Source organism: Sulfitobacter sp. G21635-S1 (assembly GCF_027213915.1).
Taxonomy (GTDB): Bacteria; Pseudomonadota; Alphaproteobacteria; order Rhodobacterales; family Rhodobacteraceae; genus Sulfitobacter.
Map to the genome: position 1 here is coordinate 74,236 of NZ_JAPWGV010000010.1, position 25,525 is coordinate 99,760.

Annotated in this window: 22 protein-coding genes; 20 read left to right on the forward strand and 2 right to left on the reverse strand. The window is 58.8% G+C overall.

Annotation, left to right across the window (positions count from 1 at the left end):
- Positions 1 to 13 precede the first annotated feature (13 nt).
- The 16 genes from O4H53_RS11740 (at position 14) to O4H53_RS11815 (ending at position 19,505) form a co-directional block, all read left to right on the forward strand.
- Positions 14 to 3,103, forward strand: a complete 3,090-nt coding sequence (locus O4H53_RS11740; protein ID WP_047998082.1) for an efflux RND transporter permease subunit — start codon at positions 14 to 16, stop codon at positions 3,101 to 3,103.
- Between the two features lie 197 nt (positions 3,104 to 3,300).
- Positions 3,301 to 4,512, forward strand: a complete 1,212-nt coding sequence (locus tag O4H53_RS11745) for a CaiB/BaiF CoA transferase family protein (RefSeq protein ID WP_047998081.1) — start codon at positions 3,301 to 3,303, stop codon at positions 4,510 to 4,512.
- Complete coding sequence (locus O4H53_RS11750) at positions 4,509 to 5,675, forward strand: acyl-CoA dehydrogenase family protein (RefSeq protein ID WP_163025970.1); 1,167 nt, start codon at positions 4,509 to 4,511, stop codon at positions 5,673 to 5,675. The genes O4H53_RS11745 and O4H53_RS11750 overlap by 4 nt, the downstream gene beginning before the upstream one ends.
- A gap of 105 nt (positions 5,676 to 5,780) precedes the next feature.
- Positions 5,781 to 6,635 carry an SDR family oxidoreductase gene (locus O4H53_RS11755; RefSeq protein ID WP_047998079.1) on the forward strand — a complete coding sequence of 285 codons (855 nt, stop codon included), beginning with the start codon at positions 5,781 to 5,783 and terminating at the stop codon, positions 6,633 to 6,635.
- 33 nt (positions 6,636 to 6,668) lie between these two features.
- Complete coding sequence (locus O4H53_RS11760) at positions 6,669 to 7,454, forward strand: ABC transporter ATP-binding protein (RefSeq protein ID WP_047998078.1); 786 nt, start codon at positions 6,669 to 6,671, stop codon at positions 7,452 to 7,454.
- Entirely contained in the window at positions 7,447 to 9,366 is a 1,920-nt protein-coding gene (locus tag O4H53_RS11765; RefSeq protein ID WP_047998077.1) for an AMP-dependent synthetase/ligase, read from the forward strand. Before O4H53_RS11760 ends, O4H53_RS11765 begins: the two co-directional genes overlap by 8 nt.
- Positions 9,367 to 10,254, forward strand: a complete 888-nt coding sequence (locus O4H53_RS11770) for a branched-chain amino acid ABC transporter permease (protein WP_047998076.1) — start codon at positions 9,367 to 9,369, stop codon at positions 10,252 to 10,254.
- A 1-nt stretch (position 10,255) separates the two neighbouring features.
- On the forward strand, positions 10,256 to 11,329 hold the full coding sequence (locus O4H53_RS11775) for a branched-chain amino acid ABC transporter permease (protein ID WP_047998075.1): 1,074 nt from the start codon (positions 10,256 to 10,258) through the stop codon (positions 11,327 to 11,329).
- Positions 11,330 to 11,341: 12 nt separating this feature from the next.
- Complete coding sequence (locus O4H53_RS11780; RefSeq protein WP_047998074.1) at positions 11,342 to 12,154, forward strand: ABC transporter ATP-binding protein; 813 nt, start codon at positions 11,342 to 11,344, stop codon at positions 12,152 to 12,154.
- 33 nt (positions 12,155 to 12,187) lie between these two features.
- Positions 12,188 to 13,426, forward strand: a complete 1,239-nt coding sequence (locus O4H53_RS11785) for an ABC transporter substrate-binding protein (RefSeq protein WP_053079190.1) — start codon at positions 12,188 to 12,190, stop codon at positions 13,424 to 13,426.
- An 86-nt stretch (positions 13,427 to 13,512) separates the two neighbouring features.
- Positions 13,513 to 14,763 carry an ABC transporter substrate-binding protein gene (locus O4H53_RS11790; RefSeq protein ID WP_047998072.1) on the forward strand — a complete coding sequence of 417 codons (1,251 nt, stop codon included), beginning with the start codon at positions 13,513 to 13,515 and terminating at the stop codon, positions 14,761 to 14,763.
- A 23-nt stretch (positions 14,764 to 14,786) separates the two neighbouring features.
- Positions 14,787 to 15,629 carry an enoyl-CoA hydratase/isomerase family protein gene (locus O4H53_RS11795; protein WP_269363991.1) on the forward strand — a complete coding sequence of 281 codons (843 nt, stop codon included), beginning with the start codon at positions 14,787 to 14,789 and terminating at the stop codon, positions 15,627 to 15,629.
- A gap of 11 nt (positions 15,630 to 15,640) precedes the next feature.
- A complete protein-coding gene (locus O4H53_RS11800; protein ID WP_047998070.1) occupies positions 15,641 to 16,423 on the forward strand; it encodes an enoyl-CoA hydratase/isomerase family protein in 783 nt (260 codons plus the stop codon).
- Positions 16,424 to 16,466: 43 nt separating this feature from the next.
- On the forward strand, positions 16,467 to 17,225 hold the full coding sequence (locus tag O4H53_RS11805) for an electron transfer flavoprotein subunit beta/FixA family protein (RefSeq protein WP_047998069.1): 759 nt from the start codon (positions 16,467 to 16,469) through the stop codon (positions 17,223 to 17,225).
- Positions 17,225 to 18,154 carry an electron transfer flavoprotein subunit alpha/FixB family protein gene (locus O4H53_RS11810; protein WP_047998068.1) on the forward strand — a complete coding sequence of 310 codons (930 nt, stop codon included), beginning with the start codon at positions 17,225 to 17,227 and terminating at the stop codon, positions 18,152 to 18,154. Before O4H53_RS11805 ends, O4H53_RS11810 begins: the two co-directional genes overlap by 1 nt.
- A 193-nt stretch (positions 18,155 to 18,347) precedes the next feature.
- The gene (locus O4H53_RS11815; RefSeq protein WP_114294360.1) at positions 18,348 to 19,505 is read left to right on the forward strand and encodes an acyl-CoA dehydrogenase family protein; all 1,158 of its coding nucleotides are present in this window, start codon (positions 18,348 to 18,350) and stop codon (positions 19,503 to 19,505) included.
- Between the two features lie 15 nt (positions 19,506 to 19,520).
- Here O4H53_RS11815 and O4H53_RS11820 read toward each other — a convergent pair whose 3' ends face one another.
- Together O4H53_RS11820 and O4H53_RS11825 are read right to left on the reverse strand one after the other, a co-directional pair.
- Positions 19,521 to 20,687, reverse strand: a complete 1,167-nt coding sequence (locus O4H53_RS11820; protein WP_047998066.1) for a CaiB/BaiF CoA transferase family protein — start codon at positions 20,685 to 20,687, stop codon at positions 19,521 to 19,523.
- The gene (locus O4H53_RS11825) at positions 20,684 to 21,850 is read right to left on the reverse strand and encodes a CaiB/BaiF CoA transferase family protein (protein ID WP_047998065.1); all 1,167 of its coding nucleotides are present in this window, start codon (positions 21,848 to 21,850) and stop codon (positions 20,684 to 20,686) included. The genes O4H53_RS11820 and O4H53_RS11825 overlap by 4 nt, the downstream gene beginning before the upstream one ends.
- 96 nt (positions 21,851 to 21,946) lie before the next feature.
- On the opposite strand from O4H53_RS11825, the gene O4H53_RS11830 reads away from it, so the two are divergent.
- From O4H53_RS11830 to O4H53_RS11845, 4 genes are read left to right on the forward strand one after another with little or no spacing between them, the layout of a single operon-like run.
- On the forward strand, positions 21,947 to 22,330 hold the full coding sequence (locus tag O4H53_RS11830; RefSeq protein WP_047998064.1) for a Zn-ribbon domain-containing OB-fold protein: 384 nt from the start codon (positions 21,947 to 21,949) through the stop codon (positions 22,328 to 22,330).
- A gap of 3 nt (positions 22,331 to 22,333) precedes the next feature.
- Entirely contained in the window at positions 22,334 to 23,485 is a 1,152-nt protein-coding gene (locus O4H53_RS11835; protein ID WP_047998063.1) for a thiolase, read from the forward strand.
- Positions 23,486 to 23,508: 23 nt separating this feature from the next.
- Positions 23,509 to 24,366, forward strand: coding sequence for a MaoC/PaaZ C-terminal domain-containing protein (locus tag O4H53_RS11840; RefSeq protein ID WP_197089319.1), 858 nt, complete (start codon positions 23,509 to 23,511; stop codon positions 24,364 to 24,366).
- 10 nt (positions 24,367 to 24,376) lie between these two features.
- Positions 24,377 to 25,513, forward strand: coding sequence for a CaiB/BaiF CoA transferase family protein (locus O4H53_RS11845; protein ID WP_047998062.1), 1,137 nt, complete (start codon positions 24,377 to 24,379; stop codon positions 25,511 to 25,513).
- Positions 25,514 to 25,525: the final 12 nt, after the last annotated feature.

Below are 25,525 nucleotides of genomic sequence, written 5' to 3' on the forward strand. Positions count from 1 at the left end.
ACGAAATTAGTTCATGGCACTCAGCATTTCACGCGCCAGCATCAAGCGTCCCGTCGCGGTATGGCTTGCGATCATCTTCTGCCTGTTCGGTGGCTACTGGGGGCTGAACACGGTCGGCCGTCTGGAAGATCCGAGCTTTACCCTCAAGACCGCGCTCGTCTTCGTGCCCTATCCCGGCGCCACGGCCGTCGAGGTCGAGGAGGAAGTCGCTGACGTCATTGAGAATGCTTTGCAGCAGATGAAGCAGCTGGACAGGGTCGAATCCAAGTCGATGCCGGGCATGGCGCAGATTACTGTTGACATCGTGGACACCTATGGTCGTGACGAAATCCCGCAGGTCTGGGACGAAATGCGACGCCGAATCCGAGATGTGGAGGGGGAGCTTCCGGCGGGCGCGCGCGCACCCATCATAAACGACGACTTTGGCGACGTCTTCGGCATGTTCTACGCTGTGACGACCGAAGGTCTGACCCCACAGCAGCAGCGTGATCTGGCGAGGTCGTTGCGAGTCGGACTCGTCACTGTCGACGGGGTCGCAAATGTCGAGGTTCAGGGCCTCGCCGAAGAATTGGTCACCATTTCGATCCCATCCGCCCGCCTCACTGGACTTGGGATTCCGCCCAACCAGATACTTGGTCTTCTCACGGACGAGAACCAGGTGTTCACCAATGGCGAGATAACCGAGGGCCCTGCACGTATCGGCCTGTCGGTTCCGCCGGGTTATGTAACACCCGAAGGGCTTGAAGAACTGCGGCTTGGCGTGGCTGGAGAGGTCGGACAAGTGGCGGTCAACGACATCGCCCGTGTCACTCGCGATGAGGCCGAACAGCCAAGCCAGATCATCCGCCAGAACGGAGCAGCAGCCTTCACTCTCGGCGTGTCGGCGTTGACAAACCGGAACGTCGTCGAGGTCGGCGCTGCGGTCTCGGACCGGATCGAACAGCTGAGGGCCGCGTTGCCCGAGGGGGTAGAGATCACCCCTATCTATGAACAGCATGTTGTGGTCGACGAGGCGGTTTCGAGTTTTCTTGTCAGCCTAGGGCAGTCCATCGCCATCGTCGTCGGGGCGCTGATGCTGACCATGGGCTGGCGGGCGGGCCTTGTGGTGGGGACAACGCTCGGGCTCACCGTTTTCTCCACGCTGTTCTTCATGTCGGTGTTCGGGATCCAGATGGAACGGATCAGCCTGGGCGCCCTGATCATCGCAATGGGAATGCTGGTTGATAACGCCATCGTCATCACCGAGGGAATGGTAATCGGCATGGCGCGGGGAAAGAGCGCGGAAGACGCGGCGGTCGAAACAGAAGGTTCCACATCCATCCCCTTGCTCGGCGCGACCGTGATCGGGATCATGGCCTTTTCCGGGATTGGTCTGTCGCCCGATGCGACGGGCGAGTTCCTGTTTTCGTTGTTCGCGGTGATCGCCATATCGCTGCTCATGAGCTGGGTTCTTGCCGTAACGGTCACGCCGTATCTTGGCAAGCTGCTGCTCAAGGCCCCCAAGAACATTTCGGATGATCCCTACAAGGGCGCTTTCTATGGGGTTTATCGCGGGTTTCTGTGGCTGGCGCTGCGCGCCCGTATCCCGGTCGTGCTGACAATCTTGGGGATCACCGTCTGGTCGGTGATGGCCTTCGGTCAGGTTAAGCAGGCCTTTTTCCCGGCGTCGAACACCCCGATTTTCTATGTCCAATTCCAGATGCCGCAAGGGACCGACATCAATGTCACCGAACGCGAAATGCGACGTCTGGAACAAATGTTTCTGGCCGAAGAGGGTGTAACAGATGTGACGACCCTGGTGGGGCGTGGTGCAAGCCGCTTCATGCTGACATACAACCCAGAGCAGGCGGATGCCAGCTATGGCCAGCTCATCGTCCGGGTTGCGGACGCCGCGATGATCCCGGCGATCGCCAGCAGACTCAACGAAGACTTGCCCGCTGAATTCCCCCACGCTCTGATCCGCGTCGAAGAGATCGTGTTCGGACCGCCAGCCGGTGCCGATGTTGCAGTTCGTTTTTCGGGACCCGATCCTGTCATCCTGCGCCAGCTCGCGGATGAGGCGACAAGCATTTTCGAGGAGGCAGGTACGATCACTAATCCGCGCACCAACTGGCGCCAACGCGAGATTCTCATTGAACCTGTCGTCGACGAGTCGCGGATGCGGCTGGCCGGCGCCACGCGCAGCGCGATCGCGGACACTATTCGCTTCGGAACCTCTGGCTTGCGCGTTGGCGAGCTGAGAGAGGGAGATGTGGTGATCCCGATTCTTCTCCGACTTCCAGAGAGCGAACGTGACGGCATTGGCCACGTCCGCGACCTGTCGGTTTGGTCCGCGGGGGCGGGATCCTATGTTCCCATGGCCAACCTGGTGGAACGCTTCGAAACACGCCTCGCCGAGGCGCTCATTCACCGGCGCGACCGCGAACGGACGATCACCGCCCTTGGTGGCGCGCGCAGCGACCTCACCGCTGATGAAGCTTTCCGCAGTGTCCGCGCCGAGATCGAGGCCATTCCGCTTCCGGAAGGTTACTCGATGGAATGGGGTGGCGAATTCGAAAGCGCAGGGGAGGCGCAGCAAAGCCTTGGCAAACAGCTTCCCCTAGGCTTCCTGGTCATGCTGACGATTTCGATCCTGATGTTCAACAAGATCCGCCAACCGCTGATCCTTTGGCTTGTCGTCCCCATGTCCGTGACGGGCATGGTCCTGGGGCTGTTGCTCACCGGATTGCCTTTCACCTTTACGGCCTTGCTCGGCTTCCTCTCGCTATCCGGGATGCTGATGAAGAACGCGATTGTTCTGGTCGAAGAGATCGACTTGCAACGTGCAGATGGTGTTGCGGATTACGAGGCCGTGATGAATGGATCGGTCAGCCGTCTGCGCCCGGTGGTGCTCGCGGCCGGCACGACGATTTTCGGCATGATCCCACTGCTGCCGGATGCGTTTTTCGCGTCTATGGCGGTCACAATCATGGGCGGCCTTGCCTTTGCTTCGGTCTTGACGCTGGTGGCCGTGCCGGTGCTTTACGCGCTCCTCTTTCGGATCCGTCCTCCGAGGCGGGAGATGAATCCGACCACGTTGCATTCGAAGTTGATCTCTTCCTGACTTTGCGAACTGGTCGATATCACGTGAATAAGGTGACGACTTTGTGGGTAAACATTCTCTCTGTCTGACCGCAAATTTCTAAAAGACAGCAATCATTAACCCTTTCCCGAGCCATTGGAATCGCAATTGCGGCTTGAATTTGGTCCGCCTCTTCGCTAATAATCTAACGGATGTTAGATTATTAGCGAAGAGATCATATGACCTCCCCACTTCATCAGCTGAAAATCATCGAACTCGGTCATGTTATTGCTGGACCACTCTCGACCTCGCTGCTTTCTGATTTTGGGGCAGACGTCATCAAGATTGAGGCACCCAACCGGACGGATATGATGCGCGATCTCGGACCAAAGGCCGGGGACGGAGTTGGCGTTTGGTGGAAAACTCTGGGCCGCAACAAAAAAATTCTGAGCCTCGACTGGAAGTCGGGCGAAGGACGGGACATCCTGCGCAGACTGGTTGAAAGCGCCGACGTACTTGTTGAAAATTTCCGGCCAGGCGTGCTTGAACGTGCGGGTGTCGGGACTGAAACCCTGCATAAGTGGAACCCGGATTTAGTTATTCTGCGCGTTTCGGGTTACGGTCAGGACGGCCCGATGCGGGACGTGCCCGCTTTCGGGCGCGCGGCAGAGGCGTTGAGTGGTCTAGCCCATCTGACTGGTTTTGCGGACGGGCCACCGATGCACCCCGGATTTCCAGCGGCCGACAGCACGACAGGGTTGATGGGTGCTTTGGGGATCATGATCGCGCTGTTTGCCCGGGAAAAAGGGATTGCGCGTGGTCAGGTCGTCGATCTTGCGGTGTTCGAGGCGCTGCTTCGACTGATGGACTATCCCGTGCCCGCATTGACGGGCGCGAACCTCTCGCCGCGGCGCAACGGGCTGCGCCAGCCGATGGATTTTGCGCCGGGGGGCATGTTCCGAACCTCTGATGGGGTGTGGGTGACCGTTTCGGCTGGTAGCGCAGAAACAGCGCAACGCCTGTTGCGGGCGGTCGGCGGAGATGCGCTGGCCGATGATCCGCGGTTCGCTACACTCGACGAGATGTCGCAGCATATGGCCGTGGTCTTCGACGCCATAAATGATTTCGTCACGCAACACACGCTTGCGGAAGTCGAGGCGGAGTTTGCCCGCTATGATGCGGTTGCCTCTCGTGTGCTGAGCGTCGAGGAGATCATGACGAATGAGCAGATACGTCATCGCGGCGACATCGTATCGGTTGAGGGCGAGCAAACGCAGGTGATTGGACCTATCCCGCATCTCAGCGCCACCCCCGGTGAGTTGCGCTGGCTAGGGCGGCCGCCGGGCGCGGACAGCCGAAGCATTCTGCGCAATCTTGGATATGAAGATGACCGGATCACTGCCCTGTGTGAGGCAGGGTTTGTAGGTGTGGATGGGAGCGAGACACAATGACATTTCGAATGACGGGTGAACAAAAGGAAATTCGAGATCAGATCCTGCGTATATGTGCGCAGTTTGATGACGACTACTGGCTGGACCGGGATCGGAACGGGGGTTTCCCGCATGATTTGCACAGGGCGATGGCAGATGGTGGCTGGCTTGGCATTGCCATGCCGGAAGACGTAGGCGGTGCTGGTCTGGGGATCACCGAAGCGACCATCATGATGCAGGCGATTGCCGAATCGGGGGCTGGCGCCAGCGGGGCCTCGGCCATCCACATGAACATTTTCGGGCTCAACCCGGTGGTCAAGTTCGGAACCGATGAACAGCGCGCTCGCATGCTGCCCCCTCTGATCGCCGGCGATCAAAAAGCTTGTTTCGCTGTAACCGAGCCGACGACCGGGCTGGATACCACCAAGCTTAAAACCATAGCTGTGCGACAGGGGGACAGGTACGTCGTTCATGGTCAAAAGGTCTGGATTTCGACCGCGCAGGTGGCCCACAAGATGCTGCTTCTGGCCAGAACGACACGGCTTGAAGACGTGACTAACCCGACCGAGGGTTTGAGCCTGTTCTATACGGATCTGGACCGCAATTTCGTGGATGTTCGCGAAATCGAAAAAATGGGCCGGAAAGCCGTTGACTCGAACGAGATGTTCATCGACAGACTGCCAATCCCGGCCGAAGACTTGATTGGGGAAGAGGGCAAGGGTTTCCGACAGATTCTGCATGGGCTGAACCCGGAACGCATCCTCGTTGCCGGCGAATGCATCGGCATCGCACGCAATGCATTGGTGCGCGCCGCGCAATACGCCAACGAGCGTGTGGTCTTTGGGCGGCCGATCGGCCAGAATCAGGGCATCCAGCATCCGCTGGCAATGGCATGGGCACGGGTGGAAGCTGCCAATCTCATGGTGATGCATGCCGCCGCCCTCTATGATTCGGGAGAGGCGTGCGGAGTGGAAGCCAACGCTGCCAAGCTACTGGCCGCAGATGCCGCGGTCGAGGCGACTGAAGCAGCGCAGATTACCTTTGGCGGGTTTGGATACGCCAAGGAATATCATGTGGAGCGTCTGGTAAGAGAGGCACTACTTTTCCGCATCGTCCCCGTGACACCACAGATGCTTTTGTCGTTCATCGCCGAAAAAGCGTTAGGGCTTCCAAAGTCTTACTGACCAGAGGTGATCACTATAGCAAAGCGCATTCTTGTCTTGCATAGTTTTCTAACACGCGTTAGATTATCCGCAACGAACCCGAACGGGACACAGGGAGGAGGCGTCATGACTAAGACGCAGTACGGGTCTTCGCGAGGAGACTTGGCGTCACGCGCAACCGTGTATGCAAGCGACTTGTTTGCGGGTAAAACCGTTGCTGTGACGGGCGCCGGCGGTGGCTTGGGTCTTTCCATTGCGGTGCTGTTCGCTAGGTTGGGTGCCAATCTTGCGATCAATGGACGCGACGCGGTAAAGCTGGCCTCGGCCAAGGAATTTCTCGAAACTTTTGGTGGCATGGTGTTTGCCAAGCCTATGACGATCCGGGATCCCGGACAGGTCGAGGACTTCGTTGGCGAGGTCAACCGTGAATTCGGATCGATTGACGTTCTGGTGAACAATGCCGGGGGTCAGTTTCCCCAAGCAGCGTTGGACTTTTCTCCGAAGGGCTGGAACGCGGTCATCGACACCAACCTCAACGGGACCTGGTGGATGATGCAATCCACCGCACGACACTGGGTCGAGCAAAAGCGACCCGGTTCTATCGTGAATATCGTGGCCGACATCTGGCGCGGCATGCCGGGCATCGCGCATACCTGTGCGGCGCGAGCAGGGGTGATATACTTGTCAAAATCGGTCGCGGTAGAGTGGGCGCCGCATGGGATTCGCGTGAACTGCGTGGCGCCCGGATGTTGTGAAAGCAACGGCTTTCACAACTATCCCGAAGACGGCGCGGCCACCTTCGAGGACTCAAATCCGATGCGCCACGCCGGCGACGAATGGGATGTCGCCGAAGGCGTTGTTTATATGGCGGCAAATTCGGGGAAATTCGTAACCGGTGAAGTTCTGAATATCGACGGTGGGCAGCAGTTGTGGGGAGATCCCTGGCCCACAGGTCGACCGGATTACTTCCGGATATCTTGATACGTGCATTGCCTGGGGGAAAACGGGGGCCATATGACGACACTAAGTAATAAGCCGATACTGGAATGCACAGGGATCGAACGCCGTTTTGGCGGTATCGTTGCTGTCACCGGTGTCGATCTTGTCATCCAGCGAGGGGAAATCTTCGGCCTTGTTGGGCCGAATGGCAGTGGCAAGACGACGCTTACCAATGCAATCACCGGGTTCTACCCGCCAAACGAGGGGACTGTCCGGTTGGCCGGAAAGAACATTACCGGCACGGCACCCCACAAGGTTGCAAAGCTCGGTGTGGCCCGGACGTTTCAGAACCTCGCGCTCTTCAATGGGATGAGCGTTCTCGATAATATCCTGCTCGGCCGGCACATTCATATGCACCCGGGAGTTTTCCGCACGGCGTTCTATTGGTGGGCGGCCCGTCCTGAAGAAGTCGAGAACCGCAAAATCGTCGAGGAGGTGATCGAGTTCCTGCAGCTCGAGAGCATCCGGTACGAACTGGTCGACGGCCTTCCGATCGGGCTGAAAAAGCGGGTCGAACTTGCGCGGGCCCTGGTGGCAGAGCCGCAGATGTTGATCCTTGACGAGCCGATGGCGGGTATGAACCAGGAGGAGAAGGGGTATATGTCCCGCTTCATTCTGGACGCGCGGGATGAACGCGGCGTTAGTGTCCTGCTTATCGAACATCATATGGACGTCATCATCGGTATTTGTGATCGGGTGCTGGCACTCAACTACGGCGAAATGATCGCCAGCGGTATCCCGAAGGATGTTGTAAAAGATCCGAGGGTTATCGAGGCATATATTGGAGGATCGCATGGTTGAAGCAGCAAAATCGCAGTTTTCCGCCAGCGAAACGATCGGGGCATTGCTGGCACGGAACGCGTCAAGCTACGGGTCGAATATTGCTATTCGCGAAAAAGAGCGTGGAATCTGGAAGGAAACCACCTGGGCAGAGTACGCCGAAGAAGTACTGGCCTGCGCGGCCGGGCTTGAGAAGATCGGCGTAAAGCCCGGCAAGGCTGTGCTCATTCTGGGCGACAACCGTGCGCGGCTCTATGCAGGCATGCTTGCGATTTCGCTGCTCGGTGCCTATGCAATGCCGGCTTATCCTGGCGCAACGATCGAAGAGCTTCAGCATTTCCTGAGCGAGGTCGAAATCGTCGCGGCCATAGCAGAAGATCAAGAGCAAGTGGACAAGGTCCTCGAGCTGCGGAGCGCGAGCGCGAGCGGCATAGCGCATATCATATACGACGAAACGCGCGGGCTCAGCTTCTATGAAGACGACGGCCTGATGTCATGGGATCACCTGATCGAAATCGGCCTGCACAGTCTCAACGAGGATCCGCGCCGCCGCGATGAACTTCTGAACAGAGCGAAGCCCGAGGACCCGGCAATCTTCCTGCATTCGTCGGGCACCACGGGCAAGCCGAAGGGTATCGTACTGAGCCAGAAGAATGTTCTTGCCGCTGTCCGCAATGGCCATGCAGCGGGAGTGTTTGGAGAGGGAGAGGAAATCCTTGCCTATCTCCCGATGGCCTGGGTCGGCGATTATGCCATAACGGTGGCGGCGGCGCTGATGTTCCGGTTCACGGTGAACGTACCGGAGAGGCAGGAAACGGTCGTTCGAGACATGCGGGAAATCGCACCGACCTTCTACCTGGCAGCACCCAGGAGTTGGGACCAGATGTTGACAACAATCCAGGTCGGCATGGAGAACTCAACCCCGTTGAAGAAGTGGCTCTACCACTTCTTCATGGACCGGGCGATTGCCGCCGAGACGCGCAAACTGAACGGCCAAAGTGGTGGTGCGTTGGAACCACTGGGCCGTTTTCTGGGGGAGGCTCTCATTTTCGGTCCGATCAAGGATCAATTCGGCATGAGCCGCCTGAGGAATGCGTTTACCGGTGGCGAGGCGATTGGCGAAGATACCTTCGTGTTCTACCGCGCCCTCGGGATCAAGCTGCGCCAGTTCTACGGCCAGACCGAGCACAGCGCGATCACCGCGATGCAGGCCCCCAACGAGGTGCGCCTGCATACCGTCGGCAAGCCCGTGCCGGGTGTCGAGGCGAAGATTGACGAGAACGGTGAAATCCTCTTGCGCTCGGAAGGTGTGTTCAATGGCTATTTCAACAAACCCGAAGCGACCGCCGAAGCCCTGACGGACGGGTGGCTGCGTACTGGCGATGCCGGCTATCTTGAGGAGAATGGCCAGCTTGTGGTTCTGGGGCGCGTCTCCGAGGTCATGCATACGGCGGGCGGTGAACGCTACGTGCCAAACTATATAGAGAACCGGCTGAAATTCAGTCCGTATATCAAGGATGCGGCCGTTGTCGGAGCGGGGCGGGATGAGCTGACTGCGATGATCTGCGTGGATTTTGAAGCTGTCGGTCATTGGGCCGAGGTGAACGGTGTGCCATATGTGTCCTATTCAGATTTGTCTCAGCGCGACGAAGTCGCGGCGCTAATACGCCCGGCTTTCGAACGGGTAAACAAGGCCGTCACCGAGCCACTGCACCTGAAGCGCTTTGTCTGCCTTCCAAAGGAATTTGACCCGGACGATGGCGAGATCACTCGAACCCGAAAACTGCGTCGCAAGGTCGTAGAGGAACGCTACGCCGATGTTATCGCGGCACTCTATGACGGTTCAACCAAGGTCCATGTGAGCGCCCAGGTGGCTTACGAGACCGGAGAAATGGGGAAGGTCGAAAGAACCCTTCCCATAAGGGAGGTTTAAATGGATTGGGTTTTTTTATCAGAGCTTGCGATCAACGGTGCCCTGACGGGTCTGTTGTATTCACTTTTTGCCATCGGCCTGGTCCTGGTCTACAAGGCATCCTCGGTGCCTAATCTGGCGCAGGGCGGGCTGACAATGGTCGGGGCTTATGTGGTTCTTGCCCTAGCGCGCGATCTGGGAATGCCGTTATGGCTAGCTATTCCGCTTGCTGCGGTCGTCATGTTCGGTCTGGGGTTTGGCATTGAAAGGGTGGCGCTTCGGCGTCTCGCGGGCCGTCCGGTCGTCATGATCCTGATGCTGACACTTGGCCTCGACATCTTCCTGCGGGGCACAACGCTTGCAATCTGGGGTGGGACGTCGCGTTCGATGGAACTCGGTGTCAGCTATGAACCATTGTTTCTGGGCGACATCTTCATCAGCCGCATCCATCTGGTCGGCGCCGGCGTTGCGCTTGCCCTGTTCGTCGCTTTCATGGTGTTCTTTCGAACCCGGACCGGGATCAAATTGCGGGCGATCGCGGATGATTACATGGCATCATGGTCTGTCGGAATTTCGGTCGAGCGCGGTGTCGGGCTGTCCTGGGCCCTCGCTTCTGTGGTGGCTGTGGCGGCAGGTGTCATTTGGGGCGAAATCCAGGGTGTCGATCAGGCACTGTCGCTTCTGCTTCTCAAGGGTCTGACTGTCGCTGTTCTGGGTGGTCTCGACAGCATATTAGGCGCGATCGTTGCTGGTATCATTCTGGGCGTAATCGAAAATGTCGGTGCGGAATTTCTTGATCCGCTTGTCGGAGGCGGCAGCCGCGAACTCATCGTCGCCGCGGTCCTGATTCTTACGGTCATGATCCGTCCGCACGGACTGTTCGGCCGTCACGACATCGAAAGGGTGTAAAATGTTCTATCGACTCTCGGGTGTCTACCACTCCAGTTTGATCTCGGATAGCCGCATGTTCAAAGTTCCGGCAGACCGGAACTTGGCGGTGTTCCTTCTGTTGATCGGACTTGCGGCACCGTTTATCCTACCGTCACTTTACCTTAACAGTTACATTTTGCCTTGGCTGATCTGGACAGCCGCCGCTTTAGGACTGAACTTGGTGACAGGCTGGGCCGGACAGCTCCATCTCGGATATGCCGCAGTAATGGCCGTTGGTGCCTATTCGGCCATACATGCCGTGCGGCTCGGGGTGCCTTGGGAAATCGCCTTGATCATTGGCGGGTTGGCGGCATCAGTGATCGGCAGTCTGTTCGCCTTTGCCGCATTGCGGGTCAAAGGTCTTTATCTCGCGCTCACGACCCTCGCGATGCAATTCGTGATGGACTGGGTATTGACCCACTCCCCAACGATTTCCGGCGGGTCACACGCATCACTTCAGGCTCCAACTTTGGCGCTGTTAGGACAGCAGATCACCTCTGATGCCGGCTATTATTATGTCGCACTTGGCTGGTGCGTCTTGGTCACAATCTTCATGCTAAACCTCAAGCGCACTGGGCTGGGACGTGCACTTGTCGCAGTGCGTGAGAAGGATTTTGCTGCGGCGATCCTCGGCGTAAACAGCTTCTACTACAAGATCCTAGCCTTCGCGGCATCGTCTTTCATTGCCGGTGTCAGCGGGGCCCTGCTGGTCGCGACCTTCTACTTTCTGGCCGCACCCGAACAGTTTTCGGTAAACGTATCAATCCAGGTATTGGCGATGGTGATCGTAGGCGGACTTGGCAGCATCATCGGGTCCTATTTCGGAGTTGCGTTGATCCTGCTCGTGCCGGGGCTGGTGAACGGGCTCGTCGTGACAGCGAGCGAAGAGCTCGGCATGCAGGTCAATGTGGAAACGCTCGCTCATATCCCCAATGCGGTCTACGGCGCGTTGATCGTCATCATTCTCATGATCGAACCGCTAGGTCTCGGAAAACTCTACGGCAATATCAGAGACTATCTTATGACCTGGCCCTTCGATCAGCTCAGAAAGTAAAGAGGAATGCCGATGCAAGAGAAAGCCCAAGGCCAGTCCATTCTGTCGATGAATAGCATCGAGGTGCTGTACGACAACGTAATGCTGGCGATCAAAGGCGTTTCTGTTCAGGTGCCGAAGGGCGGAATGGTCGCGCTTCTGGGCTCCAACGGAGCCGGAAAAAGCACAACATTGAAGGCGATCAGTGGTCTTCTGAAGGCAGAACGCGGCCATATCAGCCGGGGTGAGATAAAGTTTGACGGGACCGACATCACAGAGATGCTGGCGCAGAAACGTGTCGAAATGGGCATCTGTCACGTCATCGAAGGACGGCGCGTTTTCGAGCATCTGACTCCAGACGAGAACCTGACTGCGGCCGCACCGATGGGAATGTCCAGATCTGAATTGAGTGTGGAAAAGGATAAAATATACGACTATTTTCCCAGGCTTGCCGAGCGCCGTAATTCGCAGGCGGGTTATCTGTCGGGCGGCGAACAGCAAATGCTTGCCATTGGCCGAGCTCTTGTGACCCAACCGAGTCTTCTGATGCTCGATGAGCCGAGTCTTGGGCTAGCGCCATTCTTGGTGGCTGAAATTTTCGGCATCCTTCAAAAAATCAACCGCGAGGAGGGTTTGTCGGTGCTTTTGGTTGAACAGAATGCCTTGGCCGCGCTGGAAATCGTTTCGGAAGGTTATCTGATCGAAAACGGCCGCGTGGTCATGCATGGTACAGCCGAGGCGCTCAAATCCAACTCCGACATCCAGGAATTCTACCTTGGCGGCGGAGAAGGTGCCAACTTTCACAATGTCAAACATTACAGCCGACGCAAGCGTTGGCTGAGTTAAGTCACTAGACAGAGATTGTTCAGGGAGGAAAAGATGAAGAAACTTACCAAGGCATTAGCTGTTTTTTCTATGATGGGGAGCTGGATGGCCGGAACACAGGCTCTGGCGGAGCCATTCAAGGTCGGGGTTTGCTATGATCTTAGCAAGGCCTATACTTTCGCCACGCCGCAGGTGTCGCAGGCAGCGATGGATGTGGCGAAGCTGATCAACATGCAGGGTGGTATCGGTGGAGAGCCGGTAGAGGTTATCGTTCGTGATCACGGAAACGAGCCACAGCGCGGCATCGAGTGTTATTCCAGGCTGAGCCGGGAAGGGGTTTTCGTCTTCGACACGCTGTCGACGCCTGTATCTTTGGCGATCCTGCCACGCGCGATGGAAGACGGGCGGATTCTCATGCAGTCACTGGTGGGTCGGGGCGATGCGGTGGATGGAACCGTTTTCGAATGGGTCTATCCCGTCGGCCCGACATATTGGGGGCAGGTGGCAAACGATATCGGATATATCAAGCAGCTACATGACGACGATCTCTCGGACGTCAAGATCGGCTACATTTATTTCGACTACCCGTTCGGGCAGGAGCCGATCGAGATTCTCAAAACGCTGTCGCAGAAAGAGGGTTTCGAACTACTGCTTTACCCCGTGCCGCTGCCGGGCAGCGATCAATCCGGTGCATGGTCGAAGATGCGTCGTGACAATCCCGACCATGTGATCTCATGGATGCTTGGTGGTGCGCATGTCGTCGCTTCGAAGGAAATGCAACGCAATCGCATTCCGATGGACAAGTATATTTCCGTAAACTGGCTGAATGAAGTCGACATCGCCAATATTGGCGCCGAGGCCGCCACCGGGCTCAAGCGCGGCACAAATGTCGTGGGTGGTCAGGACGTGCCCCTGCGTCTGGAGATCATCAATAAACTCTATGACGAGGGAGAGGGCTCCGGTCCGCTCGTGAACACGCAGGACGTCTATTACAACACAGGTCTGGCGATGTATTCGATCATCTTCGAGGCTGCCCGCAGGGCCGCAGACCTGGAGGGGATGCCGATCACCGCGGAATCCTATAAAAAGGGCCTAGAGTCGCTGGAAAACTACGACGCCAACGGTCTGATGGCACCAATCACGGTCACAGCCGAGGATCACGGCGGCGGCGGCAAGACGCGTATCGAGATGTGGGATGGCGAAACCTGGGTTCCGCAGACTGACTGGATCGCGGCGTACGGAGAAGTTGTTTGGGACGTCGTTAGGGAAAGTTCTTCGAAGTACGGGGAATGAAGAATGGCAACTGAACGCAAAATGCGTGGGGCTGAGAATCAGTATTGGAACTATGAGCCCTGCGTTCAACAACGGGAGAGAGAAACATGAAAACCAAACGGAAAGTATGGACTATTGCCATCGCCGCTGCGTTGGCAACCAGCGGGGCGATCGCATCAGCTCAGGAAAATGAGCCGATCAAGTTCGGCCTCTGCTTTGACCTCAGCAAGTCATACACATTCATTTCGCCACAGGTCGCACAGGCGGCCCAAGATCTTGCGATGTACACCAATGAAAACGGTGGCATCGAGGGGCACCCGGTTGAAATCATCGTGCGCGACCACGGCAATGAGCCGCAGCGGGGCGTGGAATGCTATGAGCAGCTGAAGCGTGAGGGCGTTTTTATCTACAACTTCCTGTCTACGCCGGTCACGAACGCGGCTTTGCCGCGTGCCATGAAGGATGGAAACATTTTGATGCAATCTTTCGTCGGCCGTGGTGACGCAGTCGACGGCGAGGTTTTCGGATGGGTCTTCCCTGTCGGTCCGACCTATTGGCAGCAGGCGGCGAACGATGTTGCCTTCATCAAGGGCCAAATGGGGGGCGATCTGAGCGATGCCAAGATCGGCTTCATCTATCTGGACTATCCTTTCGGGCAGGAGCCGATCGAGATTCTTAAGACGCTTGCCGAGAAGGAAGGCTTCCAACTGGAGCTCTATCCGGTTCCGCTGCCGGGGTCGGATCAGTCCGGCGCATGGAGCAAGATTCGCCGAGACAAGCCTGACTATGTGATCAGCTGGCTATTGGCCGGTGGGCATGTTGTTGCGTCCAAGGAAATGCGTCGTAACGGTTTCCCAATCGACCGCTACTTGTCGGTGAACTGGATGAACGAGGTCGATATAAATAACATCGGCGCGGAAGAGGCAAAAGGTGTCTTGCGCGGGACTAACGTGGCCGGCGGGCAAGACGTGCCAATCGTCAAGACGATGCTCGACACCTACTATGCAAACGGAAAGGGCAGTGGGCCGGAAAGCCTGGTTCGTGACGTATACTACAATCTCGGCCTTGCAGTCTATACGACGGGTTTCGAAGCTGCTCGGCTTGCGATCCAGGAGAACGGTTGGCCGTTGACGCCCGAGAGCATGAAATCGGGCTACGAGGCGATAGAAAACTTCGACGCCAATGGCTTGATGGCCCCTGTGACCGTAACGCCCCAGGATCACGGTGGCGGTGGCAAGACACGCATTGAACAATGGGACGGGGCAAACTGGGTTCCTTTGACCGACTGGAGCGCGGACTACATCGATGTGGTGTGGGAAGTGATCAAGGAAAGCTCGGCGAAGTTCACTGTCGAATAGATGGCAGCTCCCCCGTGGCGATCATGTCGCGGGGGAGCAACAACCGCGTGTTCAAGTTAAAACGATGCTGGAGAAACGAAGTGGAAACCATGAGCCCGATCAAGCTTACAATTGAAGACGGAATCGCGACCGTCTGTATCAATCGGCCCGAGCGCAAGAACGCGTTGTCTGTGGACGCAACGAACGGGCTGACAGATGCTTGGAAGAAAATCGGAGCGGATGACACCGTCCGCGTGGCGATACTTACCTCGACCGATTGCGGTGTCTTCAGTGCCGGGCTGGATTTGAAGGAAGCTTCGCAGATAGCGCGTGATGAAGGAGTCGATATTCTGACGAAAATGCGTGACCCGTTTCATGAAACCATGCGCGCCTGCAAGAAGCCGATCATCGCCGCGATGACTGGATCGCTGATGGCGGGGGGCATGATGCTGACCCTCAATTGCGACCTGCGCGTCGGCCTCAAGGGAACAAAGGTTGGTATTACAGAGGTGAAGATTGGCCGGGGGTCGCCTTGGGCGGCGCCGGCGCTGTCGATGCTGCCGCAACCCATTCTCATGGAAATCCTTCTGACCGGCGATCTGATGCCGATTGAGCGTCTGCATGATTACGGGTTCACCAATTATCTCGAGGATACGCCGGACGCGGTGCGCGCGCGGGCGTTGGATCTCGCCAAGCGGATTGCCGGGGGCGCGCCGCTTTCCGTGATCGCCGCCAAAGGCGGCGTTCGCGCCACCATGGATCTGGGCTGCGCAGGCGGTCTGGAAGAAGGTAAGCGCCTGCACGAGGTCGTTTACGCCAGCAATGACGCAATCGAGGGCCCCAGAGCATTCGCCGAAAAGCGCGCCCCGGTGTGGACCGGAACCTGAGGGAGATTGGCATGACCGAGTTGATGCGCCTAGACCGGGACGGCCCCATCGGCATCCTACGCTTTACCCAGCCCGGGAAACGTAACCCCTACAGCATCGGGTTTGTCGAGGATCTCGTAACATGCCTGCGGCAGGCGGAGCGGGACGACACGCTACGCGCAGTTGTCATGACCGGTGGCGATCATTTCAGCAGCGGTGGGGATCTGGTCGGCTTTCAGTCTGAGATTGCCAAAGGCGCGAGAGCCACATCGGAAATGGTGGACAAGGTTCATGATGGCGGGCGCGCCGCGTATCTCTTTCGGAAACCCCTGATCTCCGCCGTCTGCGGTGTCGCCTTCGGTGCCGGCCTGAGCCTGGCCCTGTCGGCGGATATCGTCGTAGCGGCCGAAGATGCCCGGCTGTGCGAGGTTTTTGCCCGTGTCGGCGGCTGCCCTGACACCGGGTCGAGCTGGCTTCTTCAGCAACGCGCCGGCGCGGGCGTGGCGCGGATGCTTGTTCTCACGGGGCGCGAGATCGACGGGCGCACCGCCCGCGACCTGCGCGTCGTCGAGGAATGTGTGCCGGCCGGACAGGTCGAGGCCCGCGCGCTTGAGATCGCGCGCGAGATTGCACAGCATCCGATGTTCGGCGTTCAAACCGCCAAGCGTGTGATGCGCGCGTCGGCGGAATGTAGTTATCTTGAGGCTCTGGACATCGAGCGTGACTGCCAAAGTGTTCTGCTGTGCGCGCATGACTTTCCCGAAGCTATGAAAGCGTTTTCGGAGAAGCGCAAACCCCAATTCACAGACCGATAAGTCGGTCGAAACCATATCGAAGAACTCAAGGGAGACCACGCCAATGAAGGTACTCGTGCCTGTCAAACGTGTGATCGACTACAACGTGAAGGTCCGCGTCAAGGCGGACGGAAGCGGTGTCGATCTCGCCAATGTCAAAATGTCCATGAACCCTTTCGACGAGATCGCGGTGGAAGAGGCGATCCGGTTGAAGGAAGCGGGAAAGGCTGATGAGGTCGTGGTGGTTTCCATCGGCGTCAAGCAAGCGCAGGAAACCCTGCGGACCGCGCTGGCCATGGGCGCCGACCGCGCCATTCTGGTCGTGGCTACGGACGATGTTCACAACGACATCGAACCGCTGGCCGTGGCCAAGATCCTGAAAGCCGTCATCGCCGAGGAAAACCCCGGTCTGGTGATCGCGGGTAAACAGGCCATCGACAACGACATGAACGCCACCGGCCAGATGCTATCTGCCCTGCTGGGCTGGAGCCAAGCCGCCTTCGCCTCGCATCTGGACATTCAGGGCGATCACGCGCTGGTCACCCGCGAAGTGGATGGCGGTCTGCAGACGATCAAGGTCAAACTGCCCACGATCGTGACCGCCGACCTGCGCCTGAACGAGCCGCGCTACGCGTCGCTGCCGAACATCATGAAGGCCAAGAAAAAGCCGCTCGATGAAAAGACCGCCGCCGATTACGGCGTCGATGTCACCCCGCGCCTGACCGTGGTCAAGACCTCGGAACCGGCGGCGCGCGCGGCGGGCATCAAGGTGGGCTCGGTTGACGAGCTTGTGGCGAAACTCAAGGAAGCGGGGGCTGTGTGATGGCTGTTCTTCTGATTGGTGAAGTAACCGATGGCACGCTGGCAGTGGATGCCACCGCCAAGGCCGTGACCGCGGCCAAGCAACTGGGCGATATGACCGTGCTCTGCACCGGCGCCTCGGCCAAGGCCGCAGCGGATGAGGCCGCCAAGATCGAAGGCGTCTCCAAGGTGCTGGTCGCCGAAGACGCGCTCTACGGGCACCGCCTGGCCGAACCCGTGGCCGCCCTGATCGTCAGCCTTGCGGGCAATTATTCGCACATCGTGGCCCCCTCTACCACGGATGCGAAGAACATTATGCCGCGCGTCGCCGCCCTGCTGGACGTGATGATCCTGTCCGACGTGGTGGGCGTAGTCGATGCGGACACGTTCGAACGTCCGATCTATGCCGGCAACGCGATCCAGACGGTGAAATCCACCGATGGCGTCAAGGTGATAACGATCCGCACCTCGACCTTCGATCTGGCCCCGATGGGCGGCTCTGCCTCGGTCGAGGCGATTGCCACGGGCGAAAACCCCGGCCTGTCCGAATGGGTCGAGGACAAGGTAGCCGCCTCGGACCGCCCCGAACTGACCAGCGCAGGCGTGGTCGTGTCGGGCGGGCGCGGTGTCGGCTCGGAAGCTGACTTCGCCCTGATCGAGAAACTGGCCGACAAGCTGGGTGCCGCCGTCGGCGCATCCCGTGCCGCCGTTGACTCGGGCTACGCCCCCAACGACTGGCAGGTCGGGCAAACCGGCAAGGTTGTAGCCCCCGATCTTTATGTCGCGGTGGGCATCTCTGGCGCGATCCAGCATCTGGCCGGTATGAAAGACAGCAAGATCATCGTCGCCATCAACAAGGACGAAGAAGCCCCGATCTTCCAGGTTGCCGACTACGGCCTTGTCGCGGATCTTTTCACCGCGGTGCCGGAATTGATCGAGAAACTCAGTTGATTCGGGGCGCACAGCGTTTGAAAGGTCCGCCTTGCGCGGAGCTTATCATGAACGGGAGCAACCAGTAGGGGAACCGGCTCTTGGGAGGATATTTGCTTAATCTGACGCATCGCTTGAACCTGTTCCTCCTCATTTTCAAGACAAGACACCTGATAGATTTCAACAGATCAAGTCGCCTTTGTAGGAAAAAAACATGTCTCTGATCAAGAACTCCCCAAACTGGGTTTCCGATGAACACAAGATGTTCGCGGAGAGTACCCGCAAACTTTTTGATGCCGAGATGGCGCCAAATGTCGACAAATGGGCGTCACAAGGCATCGTCGACCGAGAGTTCTGGAAGGTCGTCGGCGAGCAGGGCGTCATGGGCGGATCCATTGCGGAGGAGTATGGTGGATTCGGGGGCGGTATTGGGTTTGACGCGATCACTGTCTATGAACAAGGGCGCACCGGAGATACCGGCTGGGGTTACGGCATCCAGAGCATCGTAATTCACTATCTGAACACCTACGGCAGTGAAGAGCAAAAGAAAAAGTGGCTGCCGCGGTTGATTAGCGGCGAAAGCGTCGCCGCTATCGCCATGACAGAACCGGGCACCGGCTCGGACCTTCAGAGCGTTCAGACCTATGCAGAACGAGACGGCAATCACTACAAGATCAACGGGTCGAAGATTTTCATAACCAACGGTCATACCGCCGACATAGTCGTAGTGGTGGCCAAGACGGACAGAAGCGCAGGGGCCAAGGGTGTGTCGCTGATCGTTCTGGAGGCCAAGGACGCAGAAGGATTCCGGCGTGGGCGGAACCTAAAGAAGCTTGGCATGAAGGGCTCTGACACGGCCGAGCTGTTTTTTGAGGATGTGCGCGTCCCCACAGCCAACCTGCTAGGTACTGAGGAAGGGCAGGGGTTCTATCAGCTGATGAAGCAATTGCCCTGGGAGCGATTGATGATCGGAATCACCGCGCTTGGTTTCATCGACTTCGCGATCGATGAGACCGTAAAATACGTTCAGGATCGCAAGGCGTTCGGCAAGCGGATCATGGATTTCCAGAACACCCGGTTCAAACTGGCGGAATGCAAGACCAAAGCCGAACTGCTGCGTAGCTTCGTCAATGACGGCATTGCCCGAATAGAGGCTGGCGAGCTTGATGCCGCCACCGCGTCAATGGCGAAATGGTGGGGCAGTCAGACGCAGAACGAAGTCATGCATGAATGTCTGCAACTGCATGGCGGATACGGTTACATGATGGAATTCCCGATCGCGCGTCTTTACGCCGACAGCCGGGTGCAGATGATCTATGGCGGCACCAACGAAATCATGAAGGAACTGATCGCTCGTTCGCTGGATGTCTGATCGGTCCGGGTGGGGTTACTCTTCGGCCGGGCCCAAGATCTCTTCGCTGTGCTCGCCCAACCGAGGGGCTGGTCGGTGGTCGTGTCGCGCCGGGGTTGCCGAAAATCGAACCGGCGGGCGTGTTGTCCAGATGGCACCTTCCGTTGGATGAGCAATCTGCTGAAAGAAACCGGTGGCGGCAAGATGGGGGTCGCTGGGCAGATCTGACAGGTTTCGGACTGGCATGGCGGGAATATCGGCCTGCTCCATCAGGGCAAGCCATTCTTTTGTGGTCCGTGTCAGCGCGAGCTGCGCCACCATATCGTAAACCGCGCCTATGTTGCGGCTGCGGGTGTCCATGTCGGTCACCCACAAGTGGCCGAGCATGTCTTCCCGCCCGACTGCCTTGAAAAAGCGTGCCCATTGAACGTTGGTGTAGGGCAGAATAGTGATAAACCCGTCCGAAGTCTGAACCGGGCGGCGATGAGGGACAAGCATGCGGGCATAGCCGAAATCTTGCGGGTTGTCCTCGAATGTGGCACCATCCATATGTTCGGTCAGCAGGAACGACGTCAGCGTCTCAAACATCGGCACTTCGACATGCTGGGGCACGCCCGTGCGCTCACGATGGAACAAGGCGGCCATGACAGCATAGGCCGCAGTGACGCCGCCAAGCTTGTCGGCAAGGATCGTCGGGGCATAGGCCGGCGCAGCTTCGGGATCGCGCAATGATGCCAAGCTGGCCAACCCCGAGACCGATTGGACGATGTCGTCGAAGGCAGGTTTGGCCGCATAGGGCCCGTCCTGCCCAAAGCCGGTGGCGGATACCGTAATCAGTCTCGGATTCTCGCGGCGCAACGTTTCGGGGTCAAGGGACAATCTGGCAAGCGCCGCGGGCCGGATGCTGGAGATCATCACATCGGCATCGGCCAGCAGCTTGCGCAGCCGATCGCGATCATTTGGCGTCTTGAGGTCTAGAATGACGCTGCGTTTGTTGCGGTTTGCACCCAGAAAGGCGGCGCCCATCAGCTTGTTGCGGGACGGCTGGACCTGGCGCAAAAGATCTCCCTCGGGGCTTTCCACCTTGATCACATCGGCCCCCAGATCGCCCAGCATTTGCGTGGCCAAAGGCCCGAAAACCACAGAAGTAAGATCGACAATCTTCACGCCATCAAGGATCGCGGGTTTCTGCGCAGCGGTCATTTATGCGTGTATCCTGTTCTATGACGAGGGTCGAACTCGGCGCGGATGGCTTTGCCGTCCGCGTCAAAAGCAGGGCAAGGGCCAAGTGTCGTCTCTCCGGCGCTGCGCCGGATCGGGGGCGCAGGGACGTTGATTTCGCCAGAGGGCGTGCTGATGACGGACCGGTCGAGCTGGGGGTGGTCGGACAGGGAGGCCACGTCGTTGACTGCCGCGAATGCAATGCCCGCAGCATCGAGCCTCTTCAGCATCTCGACGCGGTCATGCGAGGCGAACACGGTCTTGATGAGCGCTTCGAGCGCGGGCTTGTTGTCAATTCGCGCCGTGTTGTCATGAAACCGGGGGTCGGCTGCCAGAGTTGCATCGCCCAGTATGTGTTCACAGAACCGTTGCCATTCGCCGCTGTGCTGCACGGTAATGACGACAAGCTGACCGTCCTTGCACTCATAGGCGCCGTAGGGGCAGATCACCGTGTGGTTCAGACCGACGCGGGGCGTCGGTTTGCCAAGATAGTCGTGATAGAGCAGCGGAACCGACATCCAGTCGGCCATCACGTCGAACATGGCCACCGAAACGCCGCTACCTTTGCCGGTGCGCTCACGCCCGATCAGCGCTTCGCAGATCCCGGCATGGGCTGTCATGCCCGTGGCGATGTCGCAGATCGACACGCCAACCCGCCCCGGCCCGTCCGGCGTGCCGGTCACCGATGCCAGGCCGCTTTCGCATTGCACCAGAAGGTCATAGGCCTTGGCGTTGCGCATCGGGCCGTCTTCGCCGTATCCGGTGATGTCGCAAGTCACGAGACGCGGGAACCTCTCTCGCAGACTCGCGGAATCCAGACCCAGCTTTGCCAGGGCGCCCGGCAAAAGATTTTGAATGAACACATCCGCGTTTTCCAGCATTTTCAGCAGGATATCGCGATCTTCTGCTGCTTTGATATCCAGTGCGACCGATTCCTTGCCCCGGTTTAGCCATGTAAAATAGGCGCCTTCGCCGTTGGCGGCAGTATCATAGGCGCGCGCGAAATCGCCCACGCCCTTGCGTTCGACCTTGATCACCCGCGCACCGGCATCGGCAAGCCGCGAAGAGCAAAAGGGCGCCGCCACCGCCTGTTCGAGCGCGATGACGAGCTTGCCGGAAAGGGGGGCTGAACTTGAATCTGACATGGCGTTCTCTCACGTGATCCTAGGAGCTTGACAGAATCTAACAGGTGTTAGAAACATTATCAATACGATTAACCAGGAATGGGCCATTTGAGGAGAATGCCGGTGCCGGACGCCACAGGACCAGACCAGATATTCCAACGCGCGCTGACAAACGGGGAGATCATGCTGCCCAGGTGCGATGATTGCGGAGCCTATCATTTCTTTCCAAGGGTCCTGTGTCCGCACTGCCATGGGACCGCGATCTCTTGGCATCCCGCCAGCGGCAAGGGCCGGGTCCACACCACCACTGTCGTGCGTCAGAAGCCCGAGCGCGGCGGCGACTATAACGTGTGCGTGGTGGAACTGGAGGAAGGCGTTCGGATGATGAGCCGGGTCGAGGGCATTGCCCCCGGTGACATTGTCATCGACATGGCCGTGACCGCCTTCGTGGGCGGGGCCGAGGGCCAACCGGCCGTGTTGTTCAAACCGGCGGAGGTATAGGCCATGACCACCAAACTTCGGGGAAAATCCGCCATTGTGGGAACCGGGCACGCGGGTTTCGGCGAGGCGCATGGGCTGACGGCCTATGATGTCATGGCGCAATCCGCGCTTGCGGCACTTGGCGATGCGGGGCTGAAGCTGTCCGATGTGGACGGTCTGTTCTGCACCATGATGGAAGACAGCATGCCTGCCCTTATGGCGGCCGAATATCTGGGCATTCAGCCCAGGTTCATCGACGGCACCATGACGGGCGGGTCGTCCTTCGTGAATTACCTGACCTCCGCCACAATGGCGCTGGAGGCTGGCCTGTGTGATGTGGCGCTGATTGTTTATGGCTCCAACCAGCGCACCGCGTCGGGCAGGCTGGTGACGGCCTCGCGCCCGCCCGCCTATGAGGCGCCCTATAATCCGCGATATCCGATTTCCGCCTATGCGATGGCGGCGGCACGGCACATGCATGAATTTGGCACCACCCGCGAACAGCTGGCCGATGTGGCCGTGGCCGCGCGGGCCTGGGCGCAGCACAACCCCGAGGCATTCGAGCGCGGCCCGCTCAGCCGCGCGGATGTTTTGGGCGCGCGTATGGTGGGCGATCCGTTGACTGTGCGCGATTGTTGTCTTGTCACCGATGGCGGCGGGGCGATCGTGATGGTTCGCGCCGACCGTGCCAGGGACTTCCCTAAGGCCCCGGTTTACGTTTTGGGCAGCGCGGCGGAAAGCTCGCACCGGCAAATATCGCAGATGAAGGATTTCACCGTGACCGCCGCCCGCGAGTCGGGCGCACGCGCCTTTGCCGCGGCGGGCGTGTCGCCTTCGGACATTCAGGCGGTCGAGCTTTACGATGCGTTCACCATCAATACGATCCTATTTCTGGAAGATCTCGGCTTTTGTGCCAAGGGCGAGGGCGGTGCCTTTGTCGAGGGCGGGCGCATCGCGCCGGGCGGGGTCTTGCCGGTGAATACCAATGGCGGGGGTTTGTCCTGTGTGCATCCCGGCATGTATGGCATTTTCACCGTGATCGAGGCGGCGCGGCAGATCCGTGGCGATGCGCCCGGCATTCAGTTGAGGGATGTCGACCTGGCGCTGGCCCATGGGAACGGCGGTGTGCTGTCCAGTCAGGTCACGGCAATCTTGGGTTCGCAAAACACCCTCTAAGAACAAACCAGGGAGGAAAGATCATGCCATTGGATTTCGACGCGCTATCGAACTGGGACTTCGAAGAGATCGAGCAGACACTGACCGAGCGGGATACGATCCTTTATGCGCTCGGCCTCGGGTTTGGCGAGGATCCGACCGACAGGAAAGAGTTGGCCTTTGTCTATGAAGCTGGGCTGAGGGCGGTTCCCTCAATGGCGGTCACGATGGGGTACCCGGGCTTCTGGCTGCGCGACCCCAAGACCGGCGTGAACTGGCAGAAGGTGCTGCATGGTGAACAATGGCTAGACATCTACAAGCCGCTGCCGGTGAACGGCAACATCATCGGCCGCAGCCGGATCGACTTTATTTCCGACAAGGGCGAGGGCAAAGGTGCCGTCATCTACCAGAGCCGCGACATCATCAATGCCGATAGCGGCGAAAAGCTGGCTCGCGTGGCGATGTCGGCCTTCTGCCGTGGCGATGGTGGGTTCGGTGGCGAAAACAGGCCCGGCCCGGCCCCGGCGGCCTTGCCCGACCGCGCGCCCGATCATGTCTGCGATATCGAAACACTGCCGCGCCAGGCGCTGGTTTACCGCCTTAGCGGTGACATGAACCCGCTTCATGCCGACCCGGATGTGGCGCGTTCGGTCGGGTTCGACCGCCCGATCCTGCACGGCCTTGCGACCTATGGTCTGGCGGCGCGGGCGATCCTCAAATCGCTGCTCGATTATGACGCCGCCCGGCTTGTCGGGCTGGACGTGCGGTTTTCCGCCCCGGTCTATCCCGGCGAGACCGTGCGGTTTGAGATCTGGGAAGAGGGTGGCGAGGCCCGGTTCCGCGCTTCGATCCCGGCCCGCGACGTGGTGGTTCTAAACAATGGGGCTGCGCGTTTCGCGTGAGGGAGGGAGGATGACACAGCCGCTCAAGGATATCTTGGTGCTGGATTTCAGCACCCTTCTTCCCGGCCCGATGGCCACGCTCATGTTATCCGAAGCCGGGGCCGAGGTTATCAAGTTCGAGCGCCCGGGCACGGGTGAAGACGCACGCCTGACCGCGCCAAAAATAGACGGGGAGAGCATTGGCTTCGCTGTTTTGAATCACGGCAAGCGGTCAGTGGCTATCGACCTCAAGTCAAAGGGCGCAATGAATGTTCTGCGCCCTTTGCTTGAAAAGGCCGATGTTCTGGTAGAGCAATTTCGCCCCGGAGTGATGGACCGGCTCGGTCTGGGATACGAGGCCGTGCGCGAGATCAATCCCGGTCTCATCTATTGTTCGATCACCGGCTATGGACAGACCGGCCCGAAGGCTTCGACTGCCGGGCACGATCTCAATTATGTGGGCGATTCGGGGATCCTGTCGCTGAGCCGGGGACCGGATCAGCAGCCAACCATGCCCTTCGGGTTGGTCGCTGATATCGGGGGCGGAACCTATCCGGCGGTGGTGAATATCCTGCTGGCCCTGATTGCGCGGCAGGCAAGCGGTCAGGGGACGCATCTTGATGTCGCCATGTCTGAGGGGGCGTTTGCCTTTGCCTACTGGGCCCATGCAGATGGCGTGATCGCCGGCAATGACATCGCAAGCGGCAGCAGCCGTCTGACCGGCGGCCTAGCGCGCTATCGTCTCTATACCGCGGCGGACGGCCGTCAGATCGCCGTCGGGGCGATCGAGGAAAAGTTCTGGCAGAGGTTCTGCGATGTCATCGGCCTGCCGCAGGAGCTTCGTGATGACTGGTCCGACCCCAATGCCAGTGTTGCGGAAGTGGCGCGCCGTCTGGGCGACCAGCCCTCGACCCATTGGGAGTCTTTGTTGGCCGCGGCGGACTGTTGCTGTTCCGTCGTGAAAACGCCAGCCGAAGCTGCGGCCGATCCGCATTTTATCGCACGCGGCGTATTCGCGCGGAAGCTGAACATTTCTGGTCGGGAGGTACCGGCGCTGCCGCTGCCAATTGCTCCGGAATTCCGTTGTGCGGCAACTTCGGCCGGCCGTGCTGCGGCTTTGGGGGAAGACAATACCCGCTTTGGCCAGGACTTGCGAAAAACAGAATAAATCTCGTTGACC